The organism is Pseudomonas fulva (assembly GCF_023517795.1).
GTDB lineage: Bacteria > Pseudomonadota > Gammaproteobacteria > Pseudomonadales > Pseudomonadaceae > Aquipseudomonas > Aquipseudomonas fulva_D.
Genome location: NZ_CP082928.1, coordinates 83,106 through 105,797 on the forward strand (window position 1 = coordinate 83,106; position 22,692 = coordinate 105,797).

Here is a 22,692-nt window from a genome sequence, read left to right on the forward strand (position 1 = left end):
TATCCAGTAGCGTCTTCGCGGCTACGACGCCTTCAGCCTCACTTGCCCACCCCATGCTCACGCAACTTGTTGGCGATGGTGGTGTGGGACACGCCCAGGCGCTTGCCGAGCAGGCGGCTGCTGGGAAACTCGCCGTGCAGGCGTTCCAGTACGGCTTTTTCGAAGCGCCCGACGATGGCGTCCAGTCCGCCTTCCAGCGAGAAGTCGCCCAGCGGCTGCGCCGCGCCGTAGCCTGGTAGGCGGATATGTTCGGGCTTGACCATCGCGCCGTCGCACAGCGACACCGCCTGGAACAGCACGTTCTCCAGCTGCCTGACGTTGCCCGGCCAGTGGTAGCGACCGAGTTTTTCCAACGCAGCCGGCGCCAGACCCGGTAGCGGGCAGCCGATCTGTCGGCTGGCGCGGTCGAGAAAATGCTCGGCCAGGGGCTGCAGGCCATCCAGGCATTCACGCAGCGGCGGGATATGCAGGCTGAGCACGTTGAGGCGATGATAAAGGTCTTCGCGAAACTCGCCACGGGCGCACAGCTCGGAAAGGTCGACCTGGGTGGCGCAGGTCACCCGCACGTCGAGGTACACCTCCTCGTCGCTGCCAACCCGCCGAAAGCAGCCATCCTGCAGGAAGCGCAGCAGCTTGGCCTGCAGGCGCGGGCTCATTTCACCGACGCCATCGAGAAACAGCGTACCGCCCGCGGTCAGCTCCAGCAGGCCCAGCTTGCCTTCGGCGCGGGCGCCCTCGAAGGCGCCGGGGCCGTAGCCGAACAGCTCGGTCTCGGCCATTGACTCGGGCAGGCCGGCGCAATTGAGCGCCATGAATGGCGACTGACCGCGCGGGCTGGCCAGGTGGCAGGCGCGGGCCAGCAGCTCCTTGCCGGTACCGGTTTCGCCTTCGATCAGCAGCGGCGCATCCAGCGGCGCCATACGCCGCGCCTCGCGCACCACGGCCGCCATCACCTTAGAGCTCTGGAAGATGCTGTCGAAGCCACGCAACTCCTGCTTGCGCACCTGATAGATACGCTCGCCGACGCGGTCGGCGCGGTGCAGGGTCAGCACCGCGCCTGCCATGGCTTCGCTGTCATCGTGTTCGCTCTGCAGCGGTGCGATATCGGCGAGAAACACGTCGCCGCAGACCTTCACCCGCAGCCCGTTGATGCGCGAACGATTGGCGCGCACCAGCTCCGGCAGATCGAAATCCTCGATGTAGCGCGACAGCGCGATGCCCGGCACCTCGTCCACCCGCACGCCAAGCAGACCAGCCGCAGCCCGGTTGGCGGCGACGATGCTGCCGCCCATGTCCACGGACAGCACCGGAAACTCCAGGGCGCCGAGCAAGGCATTGAGCTCCAGGTGGCGGCGCTCGCTGGGCATCAGCCCCACGCGCTTGACGCCGAACACGCCGGTGATGGCCTCGAACCTGGCGCGCAGGGCCTGGAACTGCAGGTTGATCAGGTTGGGGCAATGCAGGTAGATGGCGTTGCCCTGCTCGCCGCCGACCTCGCCGCGGGCGACGTTGATGCCGTAGTCGACCAGCAGTTCGAGGATGTCGCGCAGGATGCCCACACGGTTCTGGCAGTGAATCTTGATACGCATGACGGCCGCTCTTGTTATTTTCGTCAAGGTTTCTTGCCAGTCTAGAGGAAGCCGCCCAACCAGGAACAGGCTTTCGCCCATGACGTAATGCTTTCTTTACGAAAACGGCTTCCTATCAGCCCTCGAAACACTGCCCGCGCTCGCCCAAAGCGTGCCCGCCTGGGGCATGCTCGGACCAGCCATGACCCGAACGGATGTGCAGGGAGATCGCCAGATGAAAGCCAGCCAGTACGTTGCCAGGCAGCCTGACGCGAACGGCTTTATCGACTACAGCGAGGTCGAGCATCGCACCTGGCAGACGCTGATCGAGCGTCAGTTGAAGGTGATCGAGCCGCGGGCCTGCCAGGCGTACCTGGACGGCATCGACAAGCTCGCCCTGCCCCGCGACCGCATTCCCCAACTGCCCGATATCAACCGTGTGCTGCAGGCCAGCACCGGCTGGCAGGTCGCCCAGGTGCCGGCGCTGATTCCCTTCCAGCGTTTTTTCGAGCTGCTCGCCAACAAGCAGTTTCCGGTGGCCACCTTTATCCGTACGGTGGAGGATCTCGACTACCTGCAGGAGCCGGATATCTTTCACGAAATCTTCGGCCACTGCCCGCTGCTGACCAATTCCTGGTTCGCCGAATTCACCCATACCTACGGCCGCCTGGGCCTGGCCGCCAGCCCTCAGGAGCGGGTGTTCCTGGCGCGCCTGTACTGGATGACCATCGAGTTCGGCCTGGTGGATACACCGGCCGGTAGGCGCATCTACGGCGGCGGCATTCTCTCCTCGCCCAGGGAGGCGGTGTATTGTCTGTCCAACGAGCCAGAGCACCAGCCGTTCGACCCCGTGGAGGCCATGCGCACGCCCTATCGCATCGACATCCTGCAGCCGCTGTACTTCGTGCTGCCGGACCTGCAACGGCTGTTCGCCCTGGCGCAACAGGACATCATGAGCCTGGTGCAGCAGACCATGGCGCTGGGCCTGCATGCGCCGAAATTTCCACCTAAAGCGGCCTAAGAACCGGCCGTGACGATCAACGTCTAGAGGAACCCTCATGACCGCACTGTCCCAAGCCACCTGCGAAGCCTGCAGCGCCGATGCACCCAAAGTCAGCGAGGCCGAACTGGCGCAGCTGATCAAGGAAATCCCGGACTGGAACATCGAGGTTCGTGACGGCGTGATGCAACTCGAGCGGGCCTACGCCTTCCGCACCTTCAAGCATGCGTTGGCCTTTACCAACGCCGTGGGCGAGATCGCCGAGAGCGAGAACCATCATCCGTCGCTGCTCACCGAATGGGGCAAGGTCACCGTGACCTGGTGGAGCCACTCGATCAAGGGTTTGCACCGCAACGACTTCGTCATGGCCGCGCGCACCGACGAGCTGGCCAAGGCGGCCGAAGGGCGCAAGTGAGATGCCCCGCAAACGGGAAAAACTCGCTCGCCTACGCACCGTGCTGGAGCCTTTCACTGGCCCCGAAAATCGATAGACCGTTCGTCGGTAAAAATAATCCTTTAGTATCATATAGATAGAAAACAACCCCGGAGATCATTGGCGCGCTTCCTGCTTGCCATCGCCGGCATAGTTCCCTAGGGTTGTTCGCCATGTGGTCCTTGATTGCCCCTATCAGCTCGTTGCTGGGTGGGGTTGCATTACTCCTCCTCGGCAATGGTCTGCTCAACACCCTACTGACCCTGCGTGGCGTCGCCGAAGGCTACTCCACCGGGATGCTCGGCCTGATCATGTCCGGGTACTTCGTCGGTTTTCTCCTCGGTACCTGGCTGGCGATTCCGCTGGTGCGCCGCGTTGGGCATATCCGTGCCTTCTCCTTCTGCGCCGCCCTCGCCGCCATCACCGCACTGCTCCATGTGCTGCTCGTCGATCCCTGGGTCTGGCTCGGCCTGCGGGTACTCTACGGCCTGGCGCTGGTCAGCCTGTACATGGTCATCGAGAGCTGGCTCAACGCCCAGGTGCCCAACGACAAACGCGGGCAGATGTTCGCCGTGTACATGGCGGTCAACCTCGGCGCCCTGGCGGCCGCCCAGCAACTGCTGAACCTCGCCGAGCCGACCGACTTCCTGCTGTTCGCCCTGGCGGCCATGCTGATCAGCGCAGCGCTGATGCCCATCACCCTGACCCGCCAGCCCCAGCCCAGCGTGCCGGACACCCTGCACACCAACCTGCGCGCCATCCTCGGCATCGCGCCACTGTCGATTGCCGCAGCCGGCCTTTCCGGCCTGGCCCTGGGTGCGTTCTGGGGCATGGCGCCGGTGTATGCCAGCCTCAACGGCTTCGATGCCCCCGGGGTCGGGCTGATGATGAGCGCCACCATTCTCGGTGGCGCGCTACTGCAATGGCCGATCGGCCGTTTCTCCGACAATCATGACCGGCGCTGGGTGCTGTTCTGGGTGGTCAGCGCGGCGGTGGCCGTCGCTCTGGCAATGAGCCTGTTACCCGCGGGCCGCCCGCTGCTGGGGCTGATGTTCCTGTTCGGTGGGCTGTCGTTCGCCATCTACCCCATCGCCGTGGCGCAGCTGATCGACCAGTTGCACAGCGACGAGATTCTTTCCGGTTCCAGCAGCCTGCTGATGGTCAACGGCGTCGGCTCGGTGTGCGGCCCGCTGCTCGCCGGCCTGTTGATGCAGCACCTGGGCGCCGCCGCACTGCCGCTGTACTTCGCCGCCACCCTGGGGCTGCTGGCGGCCTACACCTTCTATCGCCTGCGTCACGTCAGCGACCTGGTCGCTGGTGAGCAGGCGCATTTCGTGCCGATGTTGCGCACCAGCCACACCGTGCTGGAGCTGATGCCCGATGCACCGCCACCGGCGGACGACATCGACTCGGACAACGATCACCCGGGTGACGAGCGGGAGCCCGTCACCACTTCGTCGTAGGCACATGTCCGCCTACAGAACAGAGGCACCAGCAAGGTGCCCGCTTTACCCGTCGGCTGCTGCCGGCGCTTTGACAGGGAGACTACGCATGCTACTTGCAACCGATCTCGATGGAACCTTTCTCGCCGGTGATCCCGAGGACCGCCTGAGCCTCTACCAGACCATCGCCGCCCACCCGGAAATCCAGCTGGCCTACGTCACCGGGCGCAGCCTCGAAGCGGTCCTGCCGCTGCTGGCCGATCCCACCCTGCCGCAACCGGACTTCATCATCGCCGATGTCGGCGCTACCTTCGTACATGGCGATACCCTGCAACCCATTCAACAGCTGCAGAGCCAGGTCGATGCCCGCTGGCCGGGTGAGAGCCAGGTGGCCCAGGCCCTGGAGGGTTTCGGCCTGGAACGCCAGGACGTGCCCCAGGCGCGCCGCTGCTCGTACTTCTGCACGCCTGAACAGGCCGCCAACCCGGCTCTGGCCGAGGTCGCAGAAACGCTAGGTTGCGATCTGCTGTATTCCGCGGATCGCTACCTCGACTTTCTGCCCAAGGGCGTCAACAAGGGCACCAGCCTCAAGGCGCTGGTCGGCTGGCTGGGGCTCGACGACGGCGAGGTGCTGGCCTGTGGCGACACCCTCAATGACCTGAACATGCTCGACGGCACCTACAAGGGCGTTTGCGTGGGTGAGTCCGAGCCCAACTTAATCAAGGCCACCGAGCATCAATCGTGGATCCTGCAGGCGGACCGCCCGGGCTGCGGCGGCATCCTGCAGGCCTTCGTGCATTTCGGCTTTCTTGGCGAGCACGGCATCGCTGCCGAAAAACGCACCGCTACCAAGCCAGGACGCGCCGAGCTGGTGATGGTCTATCATCGCCTGCCCTACGAGGAACATCGCGGCGCGGACGGCAAGGTGCAGCGCCGCCGCCCGACCTCGCCCAACGGCATCATCCCCACCCTGATGAGTTTCTTCGGCGACGCGCGCCCAGGCTCCTGGGTCGCCTGGGCCGTCGACGAAGGCGGCGACGAGCCCTTCGAAACCCACACCACGGTGGACGCCGAACGCTATCCGAAACTCACCGCCGCCCGGGTGGCGCTGAGCAAGCGGGAAGTCGACATCTTCTACAAGCGTTTCTCCAAGGAAGCCTTCTGGCCGACGCTGCACACCTTCTGGGAGCGCGCCCGCTTCGACGAGGACGACTGGCAGGTGTTTCTCAAGGTCAACCGCGCCTTCGCCGAGCGTACCGCCAAGGAAGCCGCCATCGGTGCCGTGGTCTGGCTGCACGACTACAACCTGTGGATGGTGCCCGGCTACCTGCGCGAACTGCGCCCGGACCTGCGCATCGCCTTCTTTCACCACACCTACTTCCCCTCGGCGGACGTGTTCAACGTGTTGCCGTGGCGCCGGCAGATCATCGGCAGCCTGTTGCAGTGCGATTACATCGGCTTTCATATCCCCCGTCAGGTGGAGAACTTCGTCGACGTGGCCCGGGGCGTCACGCCGCTGCAGACCGTCAGTCGACAGAACTGCGCACCGCGTTTCGTCACCTACGGCTGCGCGGTGGGCCTGGAGCGCATGACCACCGCCGTGGACACCGGCAGCCGGGTGGTCAAGCTCGGCGCCCACCCGGTCGGCCTGGATATCGACCGGGTGCGCAACGCCCTGGCCCAGGACAAGACCCGCGAGCAGATGGCCAACCTGCGCAAGGAACTGAGCGGCATCAAGCTGGTGCTGTCGGTGGAACGCCTGGATTACACCAAGGGCATCCTGGAAAAACTGCAGGCCTACGAGCGCCTGCTGGCCGACAACCCGGAGCTGCACAAGAAGATCACCCTGGTCAGCATCTGCGTGCCGGCCGCCCGGGAGATGACCATCTACGACGAACTGCAGTCGCAGATCGAACAGGCGGTCGGGCGCATCAACGGCCGCTTCGCACGAATCGGCTGGACGCCGGTGCAGTTCTTCTTCCGCAGCTTCCCGTTCGACGAGGTGGTGGCCTGGTACGCCATGGCCGACGTGATGTGGATCACCCCGCTGCGCGACGGCCTCAACCTGGTGGCCAAGGAATTCGTCGCCACCCAGGGGCTGACCGATGGCCAGGGCGTGCTGGCCCTGTCGGAATTCGCCGGCGCCGCCGCCGAGCTCAAGGGCGCGCTGCTGACCAACCCCCACGACACCGCCGACCTGGCGCAAACCTGCTACCTGGCGCTGAACATGCCCAAGGCAGAGGCCAAGGCGCGGCTGCGCGAGCTGTTCGATATCGTCAGCTACAACGACATCCGCCGCTGGGGCGACGAGTTCCTGGCCGGTGTCGCCGAGCCGGAGCCGGTATTGAAGCTGGCGGCGGGCTGAGCCAAGGGAATGGATCTGTGGGAGCGGGCGGGGACGCCCGCTCTCACAAGCTGTGTTCTGCCCTGCTCCATGGCTCGCACCTGATATGCTGCGCGCCACCGCGAGAACGAGACACGCAGCATGAACGACATTCTGATCATCGGTATCGGTGCCGGTGACCCCGACTACCTCACCACCCAGGCGATCAAGGCGCTCAACCGCGCCGACGTGTTCTTCATCCTCGACAAGGGTGAAGCCAAGGACAAACTGATCGCCCTGCGCCGCCTGATCCTCGACCGCTATATAGCGCCGGAGCGCCACTACCGCGTGCTGGAGACGACCAACCCGGAACGCGAGCGCAATGTCGCGGACTACGACGCCAGCATCGACAGCCTCAACCGCGACAAGCAGGCGGTGTTCGAGCAGTTGCTCGGCCAGTTGCAGGACGGTGAAACCGGCGCCTTTCTGGTCTGGGGCGACCCGTCGCTGTACGACAGCACCATCCGCATACTCGACGGGGTGATCGCCAGTGGCATGCCCCTCGACTATGAAGTGATACCCGGCATCACCAGCGTCCAGGCCCTTACCGCCCGCCATCGTATTCCCCTGAACCAGATCGGCCGCGCCGTGCAGATCACCACCGGCCGCCGCCTGCGCGAAGGCTGGCCAGAGGGCGTGGACAGCGTGGTGGTGATGCTCGATGCCGGGGACAGCTATCGCCACCTGATCGACGAAGATCTGCACATCTATTGGGGCGCCTATGTCGGCACGCCGGACGAGATCCTGATCGCCGGCAAGCTGGCCGAGGTGGCCGAGCGGATCGCCACGACCCGCGCTGCAGCGCGCGAGGCCAATGGCTGGATCATGGACAGCTACCTGCTGCGCCGTGGTGGCCGCGAGGCCTGAGCCCAAGCCGACCGCGCCAGGCTGTGATCGCCTATGCGCTCGGCTGCGGCCACGCCCGTGACTTTTCGCGGGCATGGCCCGCTCTCACAGGCAATACACCATTACCACTTGCGTTCGCGTAGCGGGCGTAGGGTGGATGAAGCTTCACCCATCCACCGCTCTGCAATCGCAATGGTGGACAAAAAGAGCGTTGTCCACCCTACGGGAGCGACTGGCTGCTTGCGCGATATGGCAGCCTGCCAAGGTGCCATGATTGGCGCTGATAGATAGGAGATTCGCCTCAGAGACGCTCGCGAAACAACGCCTGGTGCTCGCGGCACTGCTCGGCCGAGAGCATGAACACGCCATGCCCGCCGCGGGAGAAATCCAGCCAGGCGAAATCCACTTCGGGGTACAGCGCCTCGACGTGTACCTGGCTGTTGCCCACCTCGACGATCAGCAGGCCTTTCTCGGTCAGGTGATCGGCCGCTTCGGCCAGCATCCGCCGTACCAGGTCCAGCCCATCGTCACCGCAGGCCAGGCCCATTTCCGGCTCGTGCTGGTACTCGGCCGGCATATCGGCGAAATCCTCGGCATCCACATAGGGCGGGTTGGACAGGATCAGATCGAAGCGCTGGCCTGGCAGCCCGGCAAAACCGTCACCCTGCACGGTGTAGACGCGCTCCTCGAGGCCGTGACGCTCGATATTGCGGTTGGCCACCTCCAGCGCCTCGAAGGACAGGTCACCCAGCACCACTTCGGCGTCGAGGAACTCGTAGGCGCAGGCGATCCCGATGCAGCCCGAGCCGGTGCACAGGTCGAGGATCCGCGCCGGCTCGCCGGCCAGCCAGGGGCTGAAGCGCTGCTCGATCAACTCGCCTATCGGGGAACGGGGCACCAGCACGCGCTCGTCGACGATGAATGGCAAGCCGCAGAACCATGCCTCGCCAAGCAGGTAGGCGGTGGGTACGCGGTCCTCGATGCGGCGCTTGAGCAAGCGCTGCAGGTGCAGGTGTTCATCGTCTTCGAGGCGGCAATCCAGGTAGCCGTCGGCGATTTCCCAGGGCAGATGCAGGGCGCCGAGCACCAGTTGCCGGGCCTCGTCCCAGGCGTTGTCGGTGCCGTGCCCGAAGAACAGCTCCTCGGCCTGAAAACGGCTCACCGCCCAACGAATGTAGTCACGCAGGGTGCGCAGGCGAGTATTCAGGGCTGGGCGGGCATCGGTCACAACAGGGCTCCGGGCAAAAGACGTTAGTCTAGCAGGCCGGCACCGGCATTCCAGCGCCCCGGGGGGAGATTGTCACGGCACTGCGCCGGTGAGCTGAAACGATTCTCCTGGCACCGCTGCGCTGCAACGCAGCAATACCACCAACAGAGAGGTTCACAGCGGCGTCATAGAGGCGGACAATGTGCACCGTTAACCGCGCCAGCAAGGAGTCGTACATGTCGTCCCACCCGCAAACGTTCTATCAGCTCACCGGCCGTGGCCATGCCCCCGCCAGCCTGAGCAATGCGACCCTGCTGGTCATCGATGCCCAGGAAGAGTACCGCAGCGGTGTGGTGCAACTGCCCGGCCTCGACGCGGCGCTGGTGGAGATCGCCAAGCTGCTCGACGCGGTGCGCGCCCAGGGCGGTGCCATCGTGCACATCAAGCACCTGGGCATTCCCGGTGGCCTGCTCGATCCGCGCGGCCCCCGTGGCGATCACTTGCCGGAGGTGGCCCCGCTGCCCGGCGAGATCGTCGTCGAGAAGCGCATGCCGAACGCCTTTTCCGGCACCGAGCTGCACGAGAAGCTGCAGTCGCTCGGCCATCTGGACCTGATCGTGTGCGGTTTCATGACCCACTCGAGCATCAGCACCACCATTCGCGCCACCAAGGACTACGGCTACCGCTGCACCGTGGTCGACGCTGCCTGTGCCACCCGCGACCTGCCGACGCCGGATGGCAAGGTGATCAGCGCCGCCGACATGCACCGCGTGGAAATGATCGCCCTGGCCGACAACTTCGCCGCCTGGGTGCCGGACGCCAACGCCCTGCTGTAATAGCCCGAGCCAAGCTGGATTGCCAGCCCGGTCGAAACGCCGCTCGGGCTGACGCGCTTGGCGCCCCACAGAGGCGAGCCAAGCGCGTATTGCGGGCGAGTGCAGTCTCTTCGTCGATCGTTCCTGCGATGGCGTCCAGCCCTGTATCGCTCTCGATGGCGAGATCCTCGCCGGCTACAGGCCCATGGACGCCGCGTTGTTGTGAACCCGCTACTACACTGCCAGTCATAGCGAGAAGACCCATCGAGGAATTAGCGCATGAAGCAAACAGACGGTTTCAATGCCAGCCACCTGCGCCCTAGACGCCCGGGCAGCTTGCGCTTGCGCTTCGCCGCCTACCTGACGGCGCTGGTCGCGGTGTTCGGCATTCTGCTGATGATGGCCGGCGCGTCGACCCTGCTGGGCCGCCCACCGGCTCTGGGCAGCCTCAACGATTCGACCACCGATGCCAGCGTGCTGCTGGTGCTCGGGCTGGTGCTGTTCTGGGGCGGCGTGCTGGGCTGGCGCAAATCACGGCGCCGCATGCGCCAGCGCAAGGCCGACCTGGCAATGTCGCCACACCTGATGAAGAAACGCGACTGACCCGTCCTGCGCTGCTTGGTAAACTGGGTGCCCGCGCGGAGGCCCCCATGCAAGACGACGACCTTTCCCTGTTCAAAGCCCAGCTGCACGGCGTCAAGCCGATCAAGCACGACCGTGCCGACACCGGTAAGCCGAAGAGCGACCGTGCACGCCTGGCCACCCTGCGCCAGGCCGCGACACAGCGTACCGATACCCTCAAGGTCGATGGCCTGTCCGACCAGTTCGTCATCGATGTCGGCGCCGAGGACGCCCTTTTCTGGGCCGGCAACGGGGTTCAGGACGGCCAGATGCGCAAACTCAAGCTCGGCCAGATTCCCTTCGACGGCAGCCTGGACCTGCATGGCATGAGTGTCGAGAAGGCCCGTGACACCCTCTGGGAATTTCTCGCCGAAGCCACCAAGCTGGAAATCCGCTGCGTGCGGGTCACCCACGGCAAGGCGGTACGCACCGATGGCCGCAAACCGATGATCAAGAGCCACGTGAATACCTGGCTGCGCCAGCATCCGCAGGTGCTGGGGTTCTCCTCATGCATCGCCAAGCACGGCGGTACCGGCGCGGTCTACGTGATGCTCAAGCGCACGATGATGGATGGCCGCGACGAGTGAGGCTGCGCTTGCGGCCACATACGCACGCATAAAAAAACCCGGCCTCGAGCCGGGTTTTTCACATCGCAAGCCTGACGATCAGACCGGCGCCTTGGCGCGGGACTTGTACTCGCCGGTGCGGGTATCGATCTCGATCCAGTCGCCGATTTCGCAGAAGTCGGCAACCTTCACTTCGGTACCGTTGTTCAGCTTGGCAGGCTTCATCACCTTGCCGGACGTGTCGCCACGGGCAGAACCTTCGGTGTAGGCCAGCTGACGCACGATGGTGGTCGGCAGGTCGACGGAGATGACCTTGCCTTCGAAGAACACGGCTTCGCAGACGTCGTTCATGCCTTCTTCGATGAACGGCAGGACGCTTTCCAGGTCTTCGGCGCGCAGCTCGTAGGAGTTGTACTCCGGATCCATGAACACGTAGTCGTCGCCGCTGATGTAGGACAGGTTCACTTCCTTGCGCTCAAGGATGACCGGCTCCATCTTGTCGTCGGCTTTGTAGACGGTTTCGGTCTTGGAGCCGTTGATCAGGTTCTTCAGCTTCATCTTGACGATGGCGCTGTTACGACCGGACTTGGTGAACTCGGCCTTCTGGATCAGCCATGGCTGGCCGTCGATCAGGGCCACGCTGTTAGGCTTCATTTCTTGTGCGGTTTTCATACGAATATCCGGATCTGAATGGATTTACAAAATTCGAGGCCGCGTATCATAGCCAATTTCGGTAAAACTGCACCAGCGCCGCGGCAAGATCTGCACGTACCGCCTGGCGCCTGGCCCAGGCCTGGGCATGGGCGGCCAGTTCATCGGCATGTTGCCGCCAGGCAGTCCAGGCCGGCGCCATCGCCTCACCCGTGTTCCAGGCGTGCCACAGGGCACGCAGCGCGGCCTGGGCCTCGCCTGAAAGCGCCTGGCAGTACAGGGCCATGAAGGCGTCGAGCTTTTCCAGGTGCGCGTCGTCCTGCTGTGCATAGATCTGCCAGACCAGCGGCCGGGCGGCCCACTGCGCCCGCACGAAGGAGTCCTCACCGCGCACCAGGTTGAGATCGCAGCACCAGAGCAGCGCGTCGTATCGATCCTGCTGCATGAACGGCAGCACCTGAACGCTCAAGGCACCGCGCTGCAGCACCCTGCCGGCTTCGAGCGAGTGCCCCGCCCAGCGCTGCAAATCGCCGAGAATCCGCCCTTCCGGCACCAGCAGGTGGGTGGGCAGGTCATCGCCGGCCAAGGCATCCAGCCAGCCGGCCAGCGCGGCGTTCTCATAGGCGAACAGGGAAACCACCCGGGCATTGGCGGCCGGCGTGATGCCCAGGGAGGCGAGGAACCCTGCGCGGGCCGCGCTATCGCCCTGCAGCCTGTCCCGCGCCGCGAGCAGCCCGCGCTCACGCAGCAGCCCGCCGGTGCCGGCGGTGAATCCGGGAAAGAAGAAGAACTTCTGCAAGCCATTGCCCTGCATCGACGGCAGGCCGTGGCATCCTTCGACCCAGCGCTCGGCGCTCAGGTATTCCAGATTCAGCCAGAGCACCGGCGTCTCGCGTGTCGACATCGCCGCCACGTAGTCGGCAGGTAACTCGCAGGCAAAGGCCTCGATCACCACATCGGCCGGCTCGACCGCCTGCCAGGCCGGCGCCCAGTGGCGTACCTCGACCCCGCTCAATCGCTGACAGCCGGCCCCGGCATCGGCCTGCGGGCAGATACGCGCCAGCGCCGCCAGGTCATCGACCCACAGGCGTACATCAGCTCCGTGCTCGGCCACCAGTTGTCGCGCCAGGCGCCAGGTCACGCCGATGTCGCCATAGTTGTCGACGACGCAGCAGAATATGTCCCACTTCATAGCCGCCCCTCCCTTACCGGCCGCTTCAGGCCTGCAACCCGCCTTCACGCTGCTGGGCGTCCATGCTCGTATCGACCACCGGCTCGGCAACCTCGATGCCGGGCACCACATCGGAGAGGTCTTCCTGGCGCTCGTGTTCGAGCGCGCCCTGCACCAGGTCCTCGGTCACCCGCAGCTCCGCGCCGACCATCGAAGCGGGCGTCGCCGGCTCGAATGGTGCCACAGGCTGGGGTGCCGGGCGCAGCTTGCGGCGCCAGAAGAACAGCATCACCAGGCAGCCGTTGAGCAGGCTGAAGGCCAGGAACAACCCGGCGTCGCCGTCGTGCTCCATCAGCGGGGAAATCATCAGCGGGCTGATCGCCGAGCCCAGGGAGTTGATCAACAGCAGCCCTTGCACCATGCGTACCAGCGCCCCGGCCGGGGCGCGGTCCGCCGCATGGCTGACCGCCACCGGGTAGACGGCGAAGACCCCGCCACCGAGCAGGAACAGCAAGACCATCAGCAACAGCGGCGAGGACGGCAGGATCATGATCGCCAGGGAGATCAGCAGGCAGAACAGGCTGAGCACGATCAGCACGCTCTGCCGATCATGCTGGTCGGACCATCGCCCCACCGGGTACTGCAGCAGCATGGCGCCGAGGATCACGCTGGCCATCATCTGCCCGACCTCGCTGACGCTCATGCCCACCCGCTGCAGGTACAGCGGCAGCAGCGAGTAGACCGCGGCGATGGCGATGCCCGAACCGAAGCAGCCGATCACCCCGGTCGGGGTCATGCGGATCAACTGATGCGGCAGCAGCGGCTCGACCTTCTCGACCAATGGCGTCACCCGCGGGATGATGCCCATCGGCAGCACCGACAACGAAGCCAGCAGCCCGGCCACCATAAAGGGCGCGGTGTCACCCCAGGCGTCGATGGCGCCCAGTTGCAGCTGGCCGAGCATGCCGGAGCCGTAGAGCGCCATCATGTACAGCGCCAGCAGACGGCCACGCACCTTCTGGTCGCCGGCCAGCAGCATCCAGCTTTCCACCACCAGGAACACGCCCAGAATCGACCAGCCGGCGATCAGGCGGAAAACGAACCAGGCCCAGGGATCGAAGAACAGCCCCTGCAACAATACGCTGACCGCGGTCAGCGAGGCGAAGCTGCTGTAGGCGCGGATATGGCCGATGCGCAGGATCAGCCGGTCGTTGAACAGCGCGCCCAGGGTCAGGCCGATGAAGTAGGACGCCGAGACGATACCGATCACCGTTGCCGACACCCCCGCCGCATCCAGGCGCAGCGTGGTCAACGACGAAATGAAGCCGTTACCGATACTGATGATGAACAGACCGAGCAGGGGCCCCAGCGCCATGCCAAGCAATTGCGACATAAAAACCTCGGAACGATAACGCCACGGAGCGCATCGAGAACAGTGATATAACCGTTACAGACAACCTAAACCGCACACACAGCTGCGCTCGAGGACAAGCAATGCTTGGCCAATGGGGATGCTTCAGGGAAAGACGCCGTGACAGAAACGCGGACGCTAAAACCCAAATGCCCGAGTGGCTTTTGGTTTTTGTTTGAAGGTGGGGAGCTGAAACGATAGAACCTGACGGGCGCAGGATGCTCCATCAGAGGCCGCGGACGATACACGAGCCGGTGGATGCGGACAATCAGGATGCTTCGCAACTCACCCATGAGCGATGAAAAGCCCTTAACACGACGTACGACTTAGCGTACGATTCAAGCATCCCTAAGAGGCCAATCATCATGCAAATACTTACCGCCAGCGAAGCACGCACCAACCTATATCGTCTGATGGATCAATCCGCCGAATCCCATCAGCCGATTATGATCTCGGGCAAGCGCACCAACTCCGTCCTGGTCTCGGCCGAGGACTGGGAAGCCATCCAGGAAACGCTGTACCTGTTGTCCGTTCCAGGCATGCGCGAATCCATCAAAGAAGGCATGGAAGAGCCGGTAGAGAACTGCGCTAAGGAACTGGACTGGTGACTTGGCAGCTCGCCTTCACGAAACAGGCTCAAAAAGATGCCAAGAAGCTTGCTGCACCAGGCTTGAAGGACAAGGCCAAGGCTTTGCTGAACTTGATACAGGAAAACCCCTTTCAGAACCCACCGCCCTACGAAAAGCTGGTGGGCGATCTGTCCGGCGCCTACTCACGGCGCATCAACATCCAGCACAGGCTCGTTTATCAGGTGCTGCAGGATGAGCACGTGGTCAAGGTGCTACGGCTCTGGACGCATTACGAATAAAGCGCTTTCGACAGTTACCTGGCCTGGAATGCAAAAAGCCCCGAAAACGGTAACGTTTTCAGGGCTCTAAGTATTGCGAAAGTGGCGGTGAAGAAGGGATTCGAACCCTTGATACGGTTTCCCGTATACACACTTTCCAGGCGTGCTCCTTCAACCGCTCGGACACTTCACCGGATCTCGCCAGACATGCTGTCTGTCGAGGCGCGCTAATGTAATCGAAGGTTTGCCCAAAGGCAAAACTTTTTTCAGAAGATTCATGCATTTAAGACAGCGGTAGAAGACCTGAAAGCCATACCCGCGTGAAAAGCCGACTGATCAGGCACTCGCCAGCGCTCTCGATGGCGCTCACGCACTGACAACAAGGGTGATCGGCGCAACCCTTCACCGGTGTCACACTAGAATTCGGCGGGCTCACCTGCAGCCCCAGCACCCAAGCCAGCCACCCTGACTTGCCGGTCACCCTTGGTGCTTTACCAGAGCAGGCCGGATGGGTAACGTCAGCCGCACTTTCACAACAAGGAGTCGACCATGAGCGACCTGATCAGCTACCAACTCGATGACGGCGTCGCCACGCTGACGCTCAACAACGGCAAGGTGAATGCGATCTCGCCAGCGGTGATCGAGGCCTTCAATGCGGCCCTGGATCGCGCAACCCAGGACAAGGCCATCGTCATCCTTACCGGCCAGCCGGGCATTCTCTCCGGCGGCTATGACCTCAAGGTGATGACCTCCGGCCCGCAGAACGCCATCGACCTGGTCGCCGCCGGCTCGACCCTGGCCAGGCGCATGCTCGCCCACCCCTACCCGATCATCGCTGCCTGCCCCGGCCATGCGGTGGCCAAGGGTGCCTTCCTGCTGCTCTCCAGCGATTACCGCATCGGCGTCGAAGGCCCCTTCACCATCGGCCTCAACGAAGTGCAGATCGGCATGACCATGCACCACGTGGGTATCGAGCTGGCCCGCGACCGCCTGCGCAAATCGGCTTTCCATCGTTCGGTGATCAATGGCGAGATGTTCGACCCGCAAAGCGCCATCGACGCCGGCTTCCTCGACAAGGTGGTGCCGGCCGAGCAGTTGCTGGCCGCCGCCCTGGCCGTCGCGGCACAGTTCAAGAAGATCAACATGAACGCCCACCGCAAGACCAAGCTCAAGGTGCGCGCCGCCCTGCTGGAAACCCTCGATAAATCCATCGAGCTGGACAAGCAGCAGTCGCTGTAACGCCCCCAGGCTGGCGTGCGGCCTCCCTGCACGCCAGCCTCTTCGCCGCCCCAGCCGTGCAGATCGGTCACGTGACTGCTGAGCGCGCCGGGATAAGCAGGTAAGCTGCCGCCAACAATCATGCACGGGGCACACCATGGGCGAAGTGGTCGCAGCAGCGGTTTACAGCAAGGGCCGCAAGGTCAGCGATATCCACCTCGACGAAGGCCGGGAATGGGCCTGCAAGCCCGAGCACTTCGTGTGGATCGGCCTGCACGATCCCGGCAGCCAGGAACTCGGCAACCTGCAGCGCCAGTTCAACCTGCATGAACTGGCCCTGGAGGATGCGCTGCAGCGCCACACCCGCCCCAAGCTGGAGATATTCGGCGACGCACTGTTTCTAGTGCTCTATTCGCCCGTGCAGGTCGGCGGTGAACTGACCTTCGTGGAAACCCAGCTGTTCGCCGGCAAGGGCTACGTGATCAGCGCCCGTTACGGCGATTCCGCGCCCTACTCCAAGGTGCGCCAGCGCTGCGAGGCCAGGCCGCTGCTGCTCGAGCACGGCGAGGACTTCGTGCTCTACGCGCTGATCAGCTTCATCATCGAGAACTACCGGCCGCTGATGGACGCCTACTACGCCGAGCTGGAACAGCTCGAGCAGACGGTGCTCGAATGCGCCATGACCCACGGCGAGGTGGTGCGCATCCAGCAGCTGCGTCGTGACCTGCTGCGCCTGCGCCGCAATATCGGCCCGCTGGCGGAGATCTGCCAGGAGCTGCAGCACCTGGACTTCCCCTTTATCGACAAGAATATGCGGCCGTACTTTCGCGACGTGGCGATCCACGTCAATCGCCTGCTCGAAGACCTGACCAACCTGCGGGAAATGGCCGACCACGCCATCGAGATCGGCCTGCTGCTGGAGTCGTCCCGGCAGAGCGTGGTGCAGCGCAAGTTCGCCGCCTGGGCGGCGATCCTGGCCTTCCCCACCGCCGTGGCCGGCATCTACGGCATGAACTTTCACAACATGCCGGAGCTGAGCTGGCAGTACGGCTACTTCGCCGTACTGGGCGTGATCGGCGCAGGCTGCGCGGGCCTGTACGCCAGCTTCCGGCATTACGGCTGGCTGTAGAACCCAGCCGCCGCCTGCCGCGCGATGGCGCTTACTGGCGCATCCCGCGGCCGCTGACCAGCAGGCGCACGCACAGCACATAGAGCAGCGCCGTGGCAACGAGCATAAAGCCGATGGCGGTGCCGATGCTGATGTCCGATACGCCGAGAATGCCGTAGCGGAAGGCATTGACCATGTGCAGCACCGGGTTGGCCAGCGACACCGTCTGCCAGAACGGCGGCAGCAGGCTGATCGAATAGAACACCCCGCCCAGGTAGGTCAGCGGCGTCAGCACGAAGGTCGGGATGATCGAGATATCGTCGAAGTTGCGTGCGAACACCGCGTTGACGAAGCCGCCGAGGGAGAAGATGGTCGCCGTCAGCAGCACCACCAGCACGGTGAGCCCCAGGTGGTGCACCTGCAGGTGGGTGAAGAACAGCGACAGGATGGTGACGATGATGCCGACCGCCAGCCCGCGCAGCACGCCGCCGGTGACGTAGCCGATGAGGATGGTGTGCGGCGACACCGGCGACACCATCAGCTCCTCCACCGAGCGCTGGAACTTGCTGCCGAAGAAGCTCGACACCACGTTGCCGTAGGCGTTGGTGATCACCGACATCATGATCAGCCCCGGCACGATGTACTCCATGTAGGTGAAACCATCCATATCACCGATCTGCCGACCGATCAGGTTGCCGAAGATCACGAAGTACAGAACCATGGTGATCGCCGGCGGCAGCAGGGTCTGCGGCCAGATGCGCATGAAACGGCGGACTTCCCGGTAGACGATGGTGCGCAGGGCCACCAGGTTGGCGCTGAACTCGGACTGCTGGTTCATACCGCCACCTTCGACAGGTTCTTCTCGACCAGGGACACGAACAGCTCCTCCAGGCGGTTGTTCTTGTTACGCAGGCTCAGCACTTCGATATCGTGCGCCGCCAGTTGACGGAACAGCTCGGTGACCCCCTGGCTCTTGTCGACCTGCACCTCCAGGGTGTGGCGATCGACCAGCTTGGCGGGATAGCCCACGAGCGCCGGCACGGCTGCCAGATCGTTCTTCAGGTCCAGCAGGAAGGTCTCGACGTGGAGCTTGCCCAGCAGCGCCTTCATGCTGGTGTTCTCGACGATCCGCCCGTGGTCGATGATGCCGATGTTGCGGCACAGCTGCTCGGCCTCTTCCAGGTAGTGGGTGGTGAGGATGATGGTGATGCCCTGCCCGTTGAGCTCGGTGAGAAAGCTCCACATCGAACGGCGCAGTTCGATGTCGACACCGGCGGTGGGTTCGTCGAGGATCAGCAGGCGCGGCTGGTGCACCAGGGCGCGGGCGATCATCAGCCGGCGCTTCATGCCCCCGGACAGCTCACGAGATGCCACGCCGCGCTTGTCCCACAGCCCCAGCTGGGTGAGGTACTGCTCGGCGCGCTCCTTGGCCAGGCGCGCGGGAATACCGTAGTAGCCGGCCTGGGTCACGACGATGTCAAAGACCTTCTCGAACTGGTTGAAGTTGAATTCCTGGGGCACCACGCCGATGCAGCGCTTGAGCGCCGCGGGCTGGGCATCCAGGTCATGGCCGAACACGCTGACCGTGCCGCTGGATTTGTTCACCAGGGTGGAGAGGATGCCGATGGTGGTGGACTTGCCGGCGCCGTTGGGGCCCAGCAAGGCGAAGAAGTCACCTTCGGCCACATCGAGATCGAGGCCGTGCAAGGCGGTGAAGCCGTTGCCGTAGGTTTTGGTCAGCTGTCGGATCGACAGAGCAGTACTCATAAAGGATATGCACCCATTAAAAAGACAGGGTTTAGAGGGGAATGCCGGGCAAACATTGCAACGTAATTGCCATTCAGGGCGCCTCTAAAAACGTAGGCGAGGCAGTCATCGCAAGGCCTAGGCGGCCCCACAAAAACAGGCGAAAAAGCGGAGTTTACAGCTTGTAAATGAGCATTTTGCGCCTGTTTTCAACGCGGCGATGAAAACGCAGGTAGTTTTTAAAGGTGCCCTCAGGTCAGCTCGGTCATCACCGCACGTTGATAGGCCGGGCGCTCGCGCAAGCGCGCGTACCAGGCCTGCAGGTTGGGCTGCGGCGGGCGCTCGATGGGCATCTCGAACCAGGCGTAGATGAAGCTGCCCAGCGGGATGTCACCCATGGCGAAGCTGTCGCCAGACAGGTAGGGCTGCTCGCCCAGCGCCCGCTCGGGCATTGCCAGCAGATCGCTGCAGCGCTGCCGGGCGGCTTCGATCAGCGCCGTGTTGCGCTGCTCGACCGGGGTTCGCAGCGTGCCCCAGAACAGATCGCGAAATTCGCCGGCAAAGCTGGAGGTCGTCCAGTCCATCCACTTGTCACCGCACGCGCGGCTGGCAGGATCCTCAAGGTACAGACTGCCCGGCCCATAGGCCGCAGCCAGGTAGCGCACGATGGCATTGGATTCCCACAACACCAGGTCGCCGTCCTCGAGCATCGGCACGCGGCCATTGGGATTGCGGGCCAGGTACCCGGGTTGGTCGACCACCCCGAACGCGCCACCGGCCTCGACTCGCTCATAGGCGACGCCGGCCTCTTCGGCACACCACAGCGCCTTGCGTACGTTGCTGGAATTCTTGCGGCCCCATATTTTCAGCATCACCCATCGTCCTTATCAGCGTCCTGCCAGCCAGGAGGCTGACCACCCTACCACTGTGCCGCCAAGAAGAAAGCCAGCCGCGGTGATGTTGGCTATCGACCGGGTTCATAACGCAGGCACCGGCACCACTCGGCGGCTGACCGACAGGTCATCCGCGCAGGCAATTTGTTATACGAACTCGCCGGCCTGCAACGGGGTCACTATCGGGAACGTGACGGGCCACCCCCTGCAGGAAGCGCCCTGTTACGCCCTTGTCGGCAGCTTTCACCCGGGCCGACTACGATTATGGCGGCACACGCCGTTCTGCTGTCGCCATCACGGAGGATTCTGCATGCTCGCTGTCTGGTTGCTCGTTCTGGTCATCGGTACGGCCTATCTGGCCCACCGCCGCACGGCTCCCCTGCCCGCCCTGGCAATCGTTGCCGCCTACCTGCTGATCATGGGCGCCTACAGCCATGCGCCGGGCTGGCTGCTGGCGATCTTCTGGCTGCTGTGGCTGGCGGTCGCCATTCCACTCGCCCTGCCGGAACTGCGCCGCAAGCACTTCACCGCGCCGTTGTTCGCCTGGTTCCAGAAAGTGCTGCCGCCGATGTCCAACACCGAAAAGGACGCCATCGAAGCCGGTACCGTCTGGTGGGACGGCGAGCTGTTCAGCGGCCGCCCGGACTGGGACAAGCTGCTGGCTTACCCGAAAGCTCGGCTGACCGAGGAAGAGCAGGCCTTTATCGACGGCCCCACCGAAGAGCTGTGCGCCATGGTCAGCGAGTGGCAGATCGGCCAGCGCATGGACTTGCCGCCCGAGGCCTGGGCGCACATCAAGCAGCACGGTTTCTTCGCCCTGATCATTCCCAAGGAATACGGCGGCAAGGGGTTCTCCGCCTACGCCCACTCCCAGGTGGCGATGAAGCTGGCGACCCGCAGCGGCGACCTGGCCTCCACCGTGATGGTGCCCAACTCCCTCGGCCCGGCCGAACTGTTGCTGCACTACGGCACCGAACAGCAGCGCAACCACTACCTGCCGCGCCTGGCTCGCGGCGAGGACATTCCCTGCTTCGCCCTCACCGGCCCGCTGGCCGGCTCCGATGCCGGCGCCATGCCCGACAGCGGGGTGATCTGCAAAGGCCAGTGGAACGGCGAGGAAGTCGTCGGCCTGCGCCTGAACTGGGAAAAGCGCTACATCACCCTCGGCCCGGTGGCGACCCTGCTGGGCGTGGCGTTCAAGGCCTATGACCCGGATCACCTGCTCGGTGACAAGGATGAACTGGGCATCAGCCTGGCGCTGATTCCCACCGACACCCCCGGCGTGGACATCGGCCGTCGCCATATACCGCTGGGCGCCGCCTTCATGAACGGGCCCAACTCCGGCAAGGACGTGTTCATCCCGCTGGACTACCTGATCGGCGGCCCCGAGTACCTGGGCAAGGGCTGGATGATGCTGATGAACTGCCTGTCGGTAGGCCGTTCGATTTCTCTGCCGGCGGTGGGCACCGGCGCCGCCAAGTTCACCAGCCTGGTCACCGGCCAGTACAGCCAGGTGCGGGAGCAGTTCAACGTGCCGCTGTCGGCCTTCGAAGGCATTCAGGAGGCCCTGGCACGCATCGGCGGCAACGCCTGGCTGATGGACAGCGCACGCATCCTTACCGCCAACGCGGTGGACCTGGGCGAGAAGCCCTCGGTGCTGTCGGCGATCCTCAAGTACCACCTCACCGAGCGCGGTCGCGAGTGCATCACCCACGCCATGGACGTGCACGGCGGCAAGGGCATCATCATGGGCCCGAGCAACTACCTGGGCCGCTCCTGGCAAGGCGCGCCGATCTTCATCACCGTCGAGGGTGCCAACATCCTCTCGCGCAACCTGATGATCTTCGGCCAGGGCGCCATTCGCTGCCATCCCTACGTGCTCAAGGAAATGGCCCTGGCCGGTCGTGAAGACCGCGACCAGGCGCTACTGGAGTTCGACGACCTGCTGATGCAGCACATCGGCTTCGCCGTCAGCAACGCCGCCAGCACGCTGATCCTGAGCCTCAGCCTGGGCCTGCTCGGCAAAGTGCCGGGGGACCGTATCAGCCGCCCCTACTTCCGCGCCCTCAATCGCCTGAGCGCCGCCTTCGCCATGCTCGCGGACCTGAGCATGATGCTGCTGGGCGGTGAGCTGAAGCGCCGCGAGCGCCTGTCGGCACGCCTCGGTGACGTGCTCAGCCACCTGTACCTGGCCTCGGCGGCGCTCAAGCGCTACCACGACCAGGATTACCCGGAGCACGTCCGTCCGCTGCTGCACTGGGCACTGGAAGAAAGCCTGGGCAAGGCCGAAAGCGCCATCGACGCGTTGCTCAGCAACTTCCCCAACCGTCTGCTCGGCAGTGCCCTGCGGGTGCTGGTATTCCCCTTCGGCCGCCGTCACCAGGGCCCGGACGATCACCTCGACGCCCAGGTCGCGGCGATCATCGGTCGCAACGCCGGCGATCCGGCGCTCGAAGAACTGCTCGAAGGTTGCTTCCGCCCCACCGCCACCGACGATCCGGTCGGCGCCCTGCAACATGCCCTCGACCTGCTGCAGGAAGTCGCGCCCTTGCAGAAGAAGCTGTACAAGGCGGTCAAGGCCGGGCAGGTGCGTGAAACTCCCGGGCAGAGCGAGATCGAGACGGCAGTGGCCGCCGGCGTGCTCAGTGCCGAGGAAGGCCAGCAGCTGCAGCGCGCCGAACAGGCCCGGCGAGTGGTGATCGATGTCGACGACTTCGGCAAGGAGGAGCTGCTGCCCAGCGACGGCAAGGTCAGGTAATCGCAAGG

21 protein-coding genes and 1 tRNA gene are annotated in these 22,692 nt (G+C 64.2%); 13 read left to right on the top strand and 9 right to left on the bottom strand.

The genetic code is table 11. The features are described from left to right. Window positions 1-38: 38 nt before the first annotated feature. Window positions 39-1,589, bottom strand: a complete 1,551-nt coding sequence (locus K8U54_RS00365) for a sigma-54-dependent transcriptional regulator (RefSeq protein ID WP_249908389.1) — start codon at window positions 1,587-1,589, stop codon at window positions 39-41. Window positions 1,590-1,803: 214 nt separating this feature from the next. Between K8U54_RS00365 and phhA the strand changes: the two genes are divergently transcribed. The 5 genes from phhA (at window position 1,804) to cobF (ending at window position 7,693) form a co-directional block, all read left to right on the top strand. Continuing rightward, window positions 1,804-2,589 (top strand): phenylalanine 4-monooxygenase, encoded by a 786-nt coding sequence (phhA, locus tag K8U54_RS00370; protein ID WP_249908390.1) that lies wholly within the window; start codon window positions 1,804-1,806, stop codon window positions 2,587-2,589. Window positions 2,590-2,626: 37 nt separating this feature from the next. Beyond that, a complete protein-coding gene (locus K8U54_RS00375; protein ID WP_249908391.1) occupies window positions 2,627-2,983 on the top strand; it encodes a 4a-hydroxytetrahydrobiopterin dehydratase in 357 nt (118 codons plus the stop codon). A gap of 191 nt (window positions 2,984-3,174) precedes the next feature. Continuing rightward, window positions 3,175-4,464, top strand: a complete 1,290-nt coding sequence (locus K8U54_RS00380; protein WP_249908392.1) for an MFS transporter — start codon at window positions 3,175-3,177, stop codon at window positions 4,462-4,464. An 88-nt stretch (window positions 4,465-4,552) separates the two neighbouring features. Next, window positions 4,553-6,808, top strand: a complete 2,256-nt coding sequence (gene ggpS, locus K8U54_RS00385) for a glucosylglycerol-phosphate synthase (protein WP_249908393.1) — start codon at window positions 4,553-4,555, stop codon at window positions 6,806-6,808. 120 nt (window positions 6,809-6,928) lie between these two features. Continuing rightward, complete coding sequence (gene cobF, locus K8U54_RS00390) at window positions 6,929-7,693, top strand: precorrin-6A synthase (deacetylating) (RefSeq protein WP_249908394.1); 765 nt, start codon at window positions 6,929-6,931, stop codon at window positions 7,691-7,693. A 280-nt stretch (window positions 7,694-7,973) separates the two neighbouring features. Here the strand turns inward: cobF and prmB are convergent, their stop codons facing one another. Beyond that, a complete protein-coding gene (gene prmB / locus K8U54_RS00395; RefSeq protein ID WP_249910363.1) occupies window positions 7,974-8,879 on the bottom strand; it encodes a 50S ribosomal protein L3 N(5)-glutamine methyltransferase in 906 nt (301 codons plus the stop codon). 236 nt (window positions 8,880-9,115) lie between these two features. On the opposite strand from prmB, the gene K8U54_RS00400 reads away from it, so the two are divergent. From K8U54_RS00400 to K8U54_RS00410, 3 genes are all read left to right on the top strand, one after another. Further along, on the top strand, window positions 9,116-9,715 hold the full coding sequence (locus K8U54_RS00400; RefSeq protein ID WP_070888226.1) for a cysteine hydrolase family protein: 600 nt from the start codon (window positions 9,116-9,118) through the stop codon (window positions 9,713-9,715). Window positions 9,716-9,973: 258 nt separating this feature from the next. Next, on the top strand, window positions 9,974-10,297 hold the full coding sequence (locus K8U54_RS00405; protein ID WP_249908395.1) for a hypothetical protein: 324 nt from the start codon (window positions 9,974-9,976) through the stop codon (window positions 10,295-10,297). Between the two features lie 47 nt (window positions 10,298-10,344). Continuing rightward, entirely contained in the window at window positions 10,345-10,902 is a 558-nt protein-coding gene (locus K8U54_RS00410; RefSeq protein WP_249908396.1) for a Smr/MutS family protein, read from the top strand. A 78-nt stretch (window positions 10,903-10,980) separates the two neighbouring features. Here K8U54_RS00410 and efp read toward each other — a convergent pair whose 3' ends face one another. Genes efp through K8U54_RS00425 form a run of 3 tightly spaced genes read right to left on the bottom strand, consistent with a single transcriptional unit; the run spans window position 10,981 to window position 14,096 of the window. Further along, window positions 10,981-11,553 carry an elongation factor P gene (efp, locus tag K8U54_RS00415; RefSeq protein WP_070888229.1) on the bottom strand — a complete coding sequence of 191 codons (573 nt, stop codon included), beginning with the start codon at window positions 11,551-11,553 and terminating at the stop codon, window positions 10,981-10,983. A gap of 46 nt (window positions 11,554-11,599) precedes the next feature. After that, on the bottom strand, window positions 11,600-12,724 hold the full coding sequence (gene earP / locus K8U54_RS00420; protein ID WP_249908397.1) for an elongation factor P maturation arginine rhamnosyltransferase EarP: 1,125 nt from the start codon (window positions 12,722-12,724) through the stop codon (window positions 11,600-11,602). Window positions 12,725-12,749: 25 nt separating this feature from the next. After that, window positions 12,750-14,096 (bottom strand): MFS transporter, encoded by a 1,347-nt coding sequence (locus tag K8U54_RS00425; RefSeq protein WP_249908398.1) that lies wholly within the window; start codon window positions 14,094-14,096, stop codon window positions 12,750-12,752. Between the two features lie 383 nt (window positions 14,097-14,479). Between K8U54_RS00425 and K8U54_RS00430 the strand changes: the two genes are divergently transcribed. Then, on the top strand, window positions 14,480-14,722 hold the full coding sequence (locus K8U54_RS00430) for a type II toxin-antitoxin system Phd/YefM family antitoxin (protein ID WP_249908399.1): 243 nt from the start codon (window positions 14,480-14,482) through the stop codon (window positions 14,720-14,722). Then, window positions 14,719-14,982, top strand: a complete 264-nt coding sequence (locus tag K8U54_RS00435; protein ID WP_249908400.1) for a Txe/YoeB family addiction module toxin — start codon at window positions 14,719-14,721, stop codon at window positions 14,980-14,982. Before K8U54_RS00430 ends, K8U54_RS00435 begins: the two co-directional genes overlap by 4 nt. An 82-nt stretch (window positions 14,983-15,064) precedes the next feature. Here K8U54_RS00435 and K8U54_RS00440 read toward each other — a convergent pair. Then, a tRNA-Ser gene (locus K8U54_RS00440) sits at window positions 15,065-15,154 on the bottom strand. A gap of 356 nt (window positions 15,155-15,510) precedes the next feature. Between K8U54_RS00440 and K8U54_RS00445 the strand changes: the two genes are divergently transcribed. Continuing rightward, a complete protein-coding gene (locus tag K8U54_RS00445; RefSeq protein ID WP_249908401.1) occupies window positions 15,511-16,200 on the top strand; it encodes a crotonase/enoyl-CoA hydratase family protein in 690 nt (229 codons plus the stop codon). 136 nt (window positions 16,201-16,336) lie between these two features. Next, on the top strand, window positions 16,337-17,308 hold the full coding sequence (locus K8U54_RS00450; RefSeq protein WP_249908402.1) for a magnesium and cobalt transport protein CorA: 972 nt from the start codon (window positions 16,337-16,339) through the stop codon (window positions 17,306-17,308). A 31-nt stretch (window positions 17,309-17,339) separates the two neighbouring features. On the opposite strand, the gene K8U54_RS00455 is transcribed toward K8U54_RS00450, so the two are convergent. The 3 genes from K8U54_RS00455 to K8U54_RS00465 all read right to left on the bottom strand — a co-directional run bounded on the left by K8U54_RS00455 (window position 17,340) and on the right by K8U54_RS00465 (window position 19,905). After that, window positions 17,340-18,125, bottom strand: coding sequence for an ABC transporter permease (locus K8U54_RS00455; RefSeq protein WP_249908403.1), 786 nt, complete (start codon window positions 18,123-18,125; stop codon window positions 17,340-17,342). Further along, on the bottom strand, window positions 18,122-19,054 hold the full coding sequence (locus K8U54_RS00460; RefSeq protein ID WP_249908404.1) for an ABC transporter ATP-binding protein: 933 nt from the start codon (window positions 19,052-19,054) through the stop codon (window positions 18,122-18,124). Before K8U54_RS00460 ends, K8U54_RS00455 begins: the two co-directional genes overlap by 4 nt. A 230-nt stretch (window positions 19,055-19,284) precedes the next feature. After that, a complete protein-coding gene (locus K8U54_RS00465; RefSeq protein WP_249908405.1) occupies window positions 19,285-19,905 on the bottom strand; it encodes a glutathione S-transferase family protein in 621 nt (206 codons plus the stop codon). Window positions 19,906-20,236: 331 nt separating this feature from the next. Here K8U54_RS00465 and K8U54_RS00470 point away from each other — a divergent pair, with 331 nt between their 5' ends. After that, complete coding sequence (locus K8U54_RS00470; protein WP_249908406.1) at window positions 20,237-22,684, top strand: acyl-CoA dehydrogenase; 2,448 nt, start codon at window positions 20,237-20,239, stop codon at window positions 22,682-22,684. Window positions 22,685-22,692 lie beyond the last annotated feature (8 nt).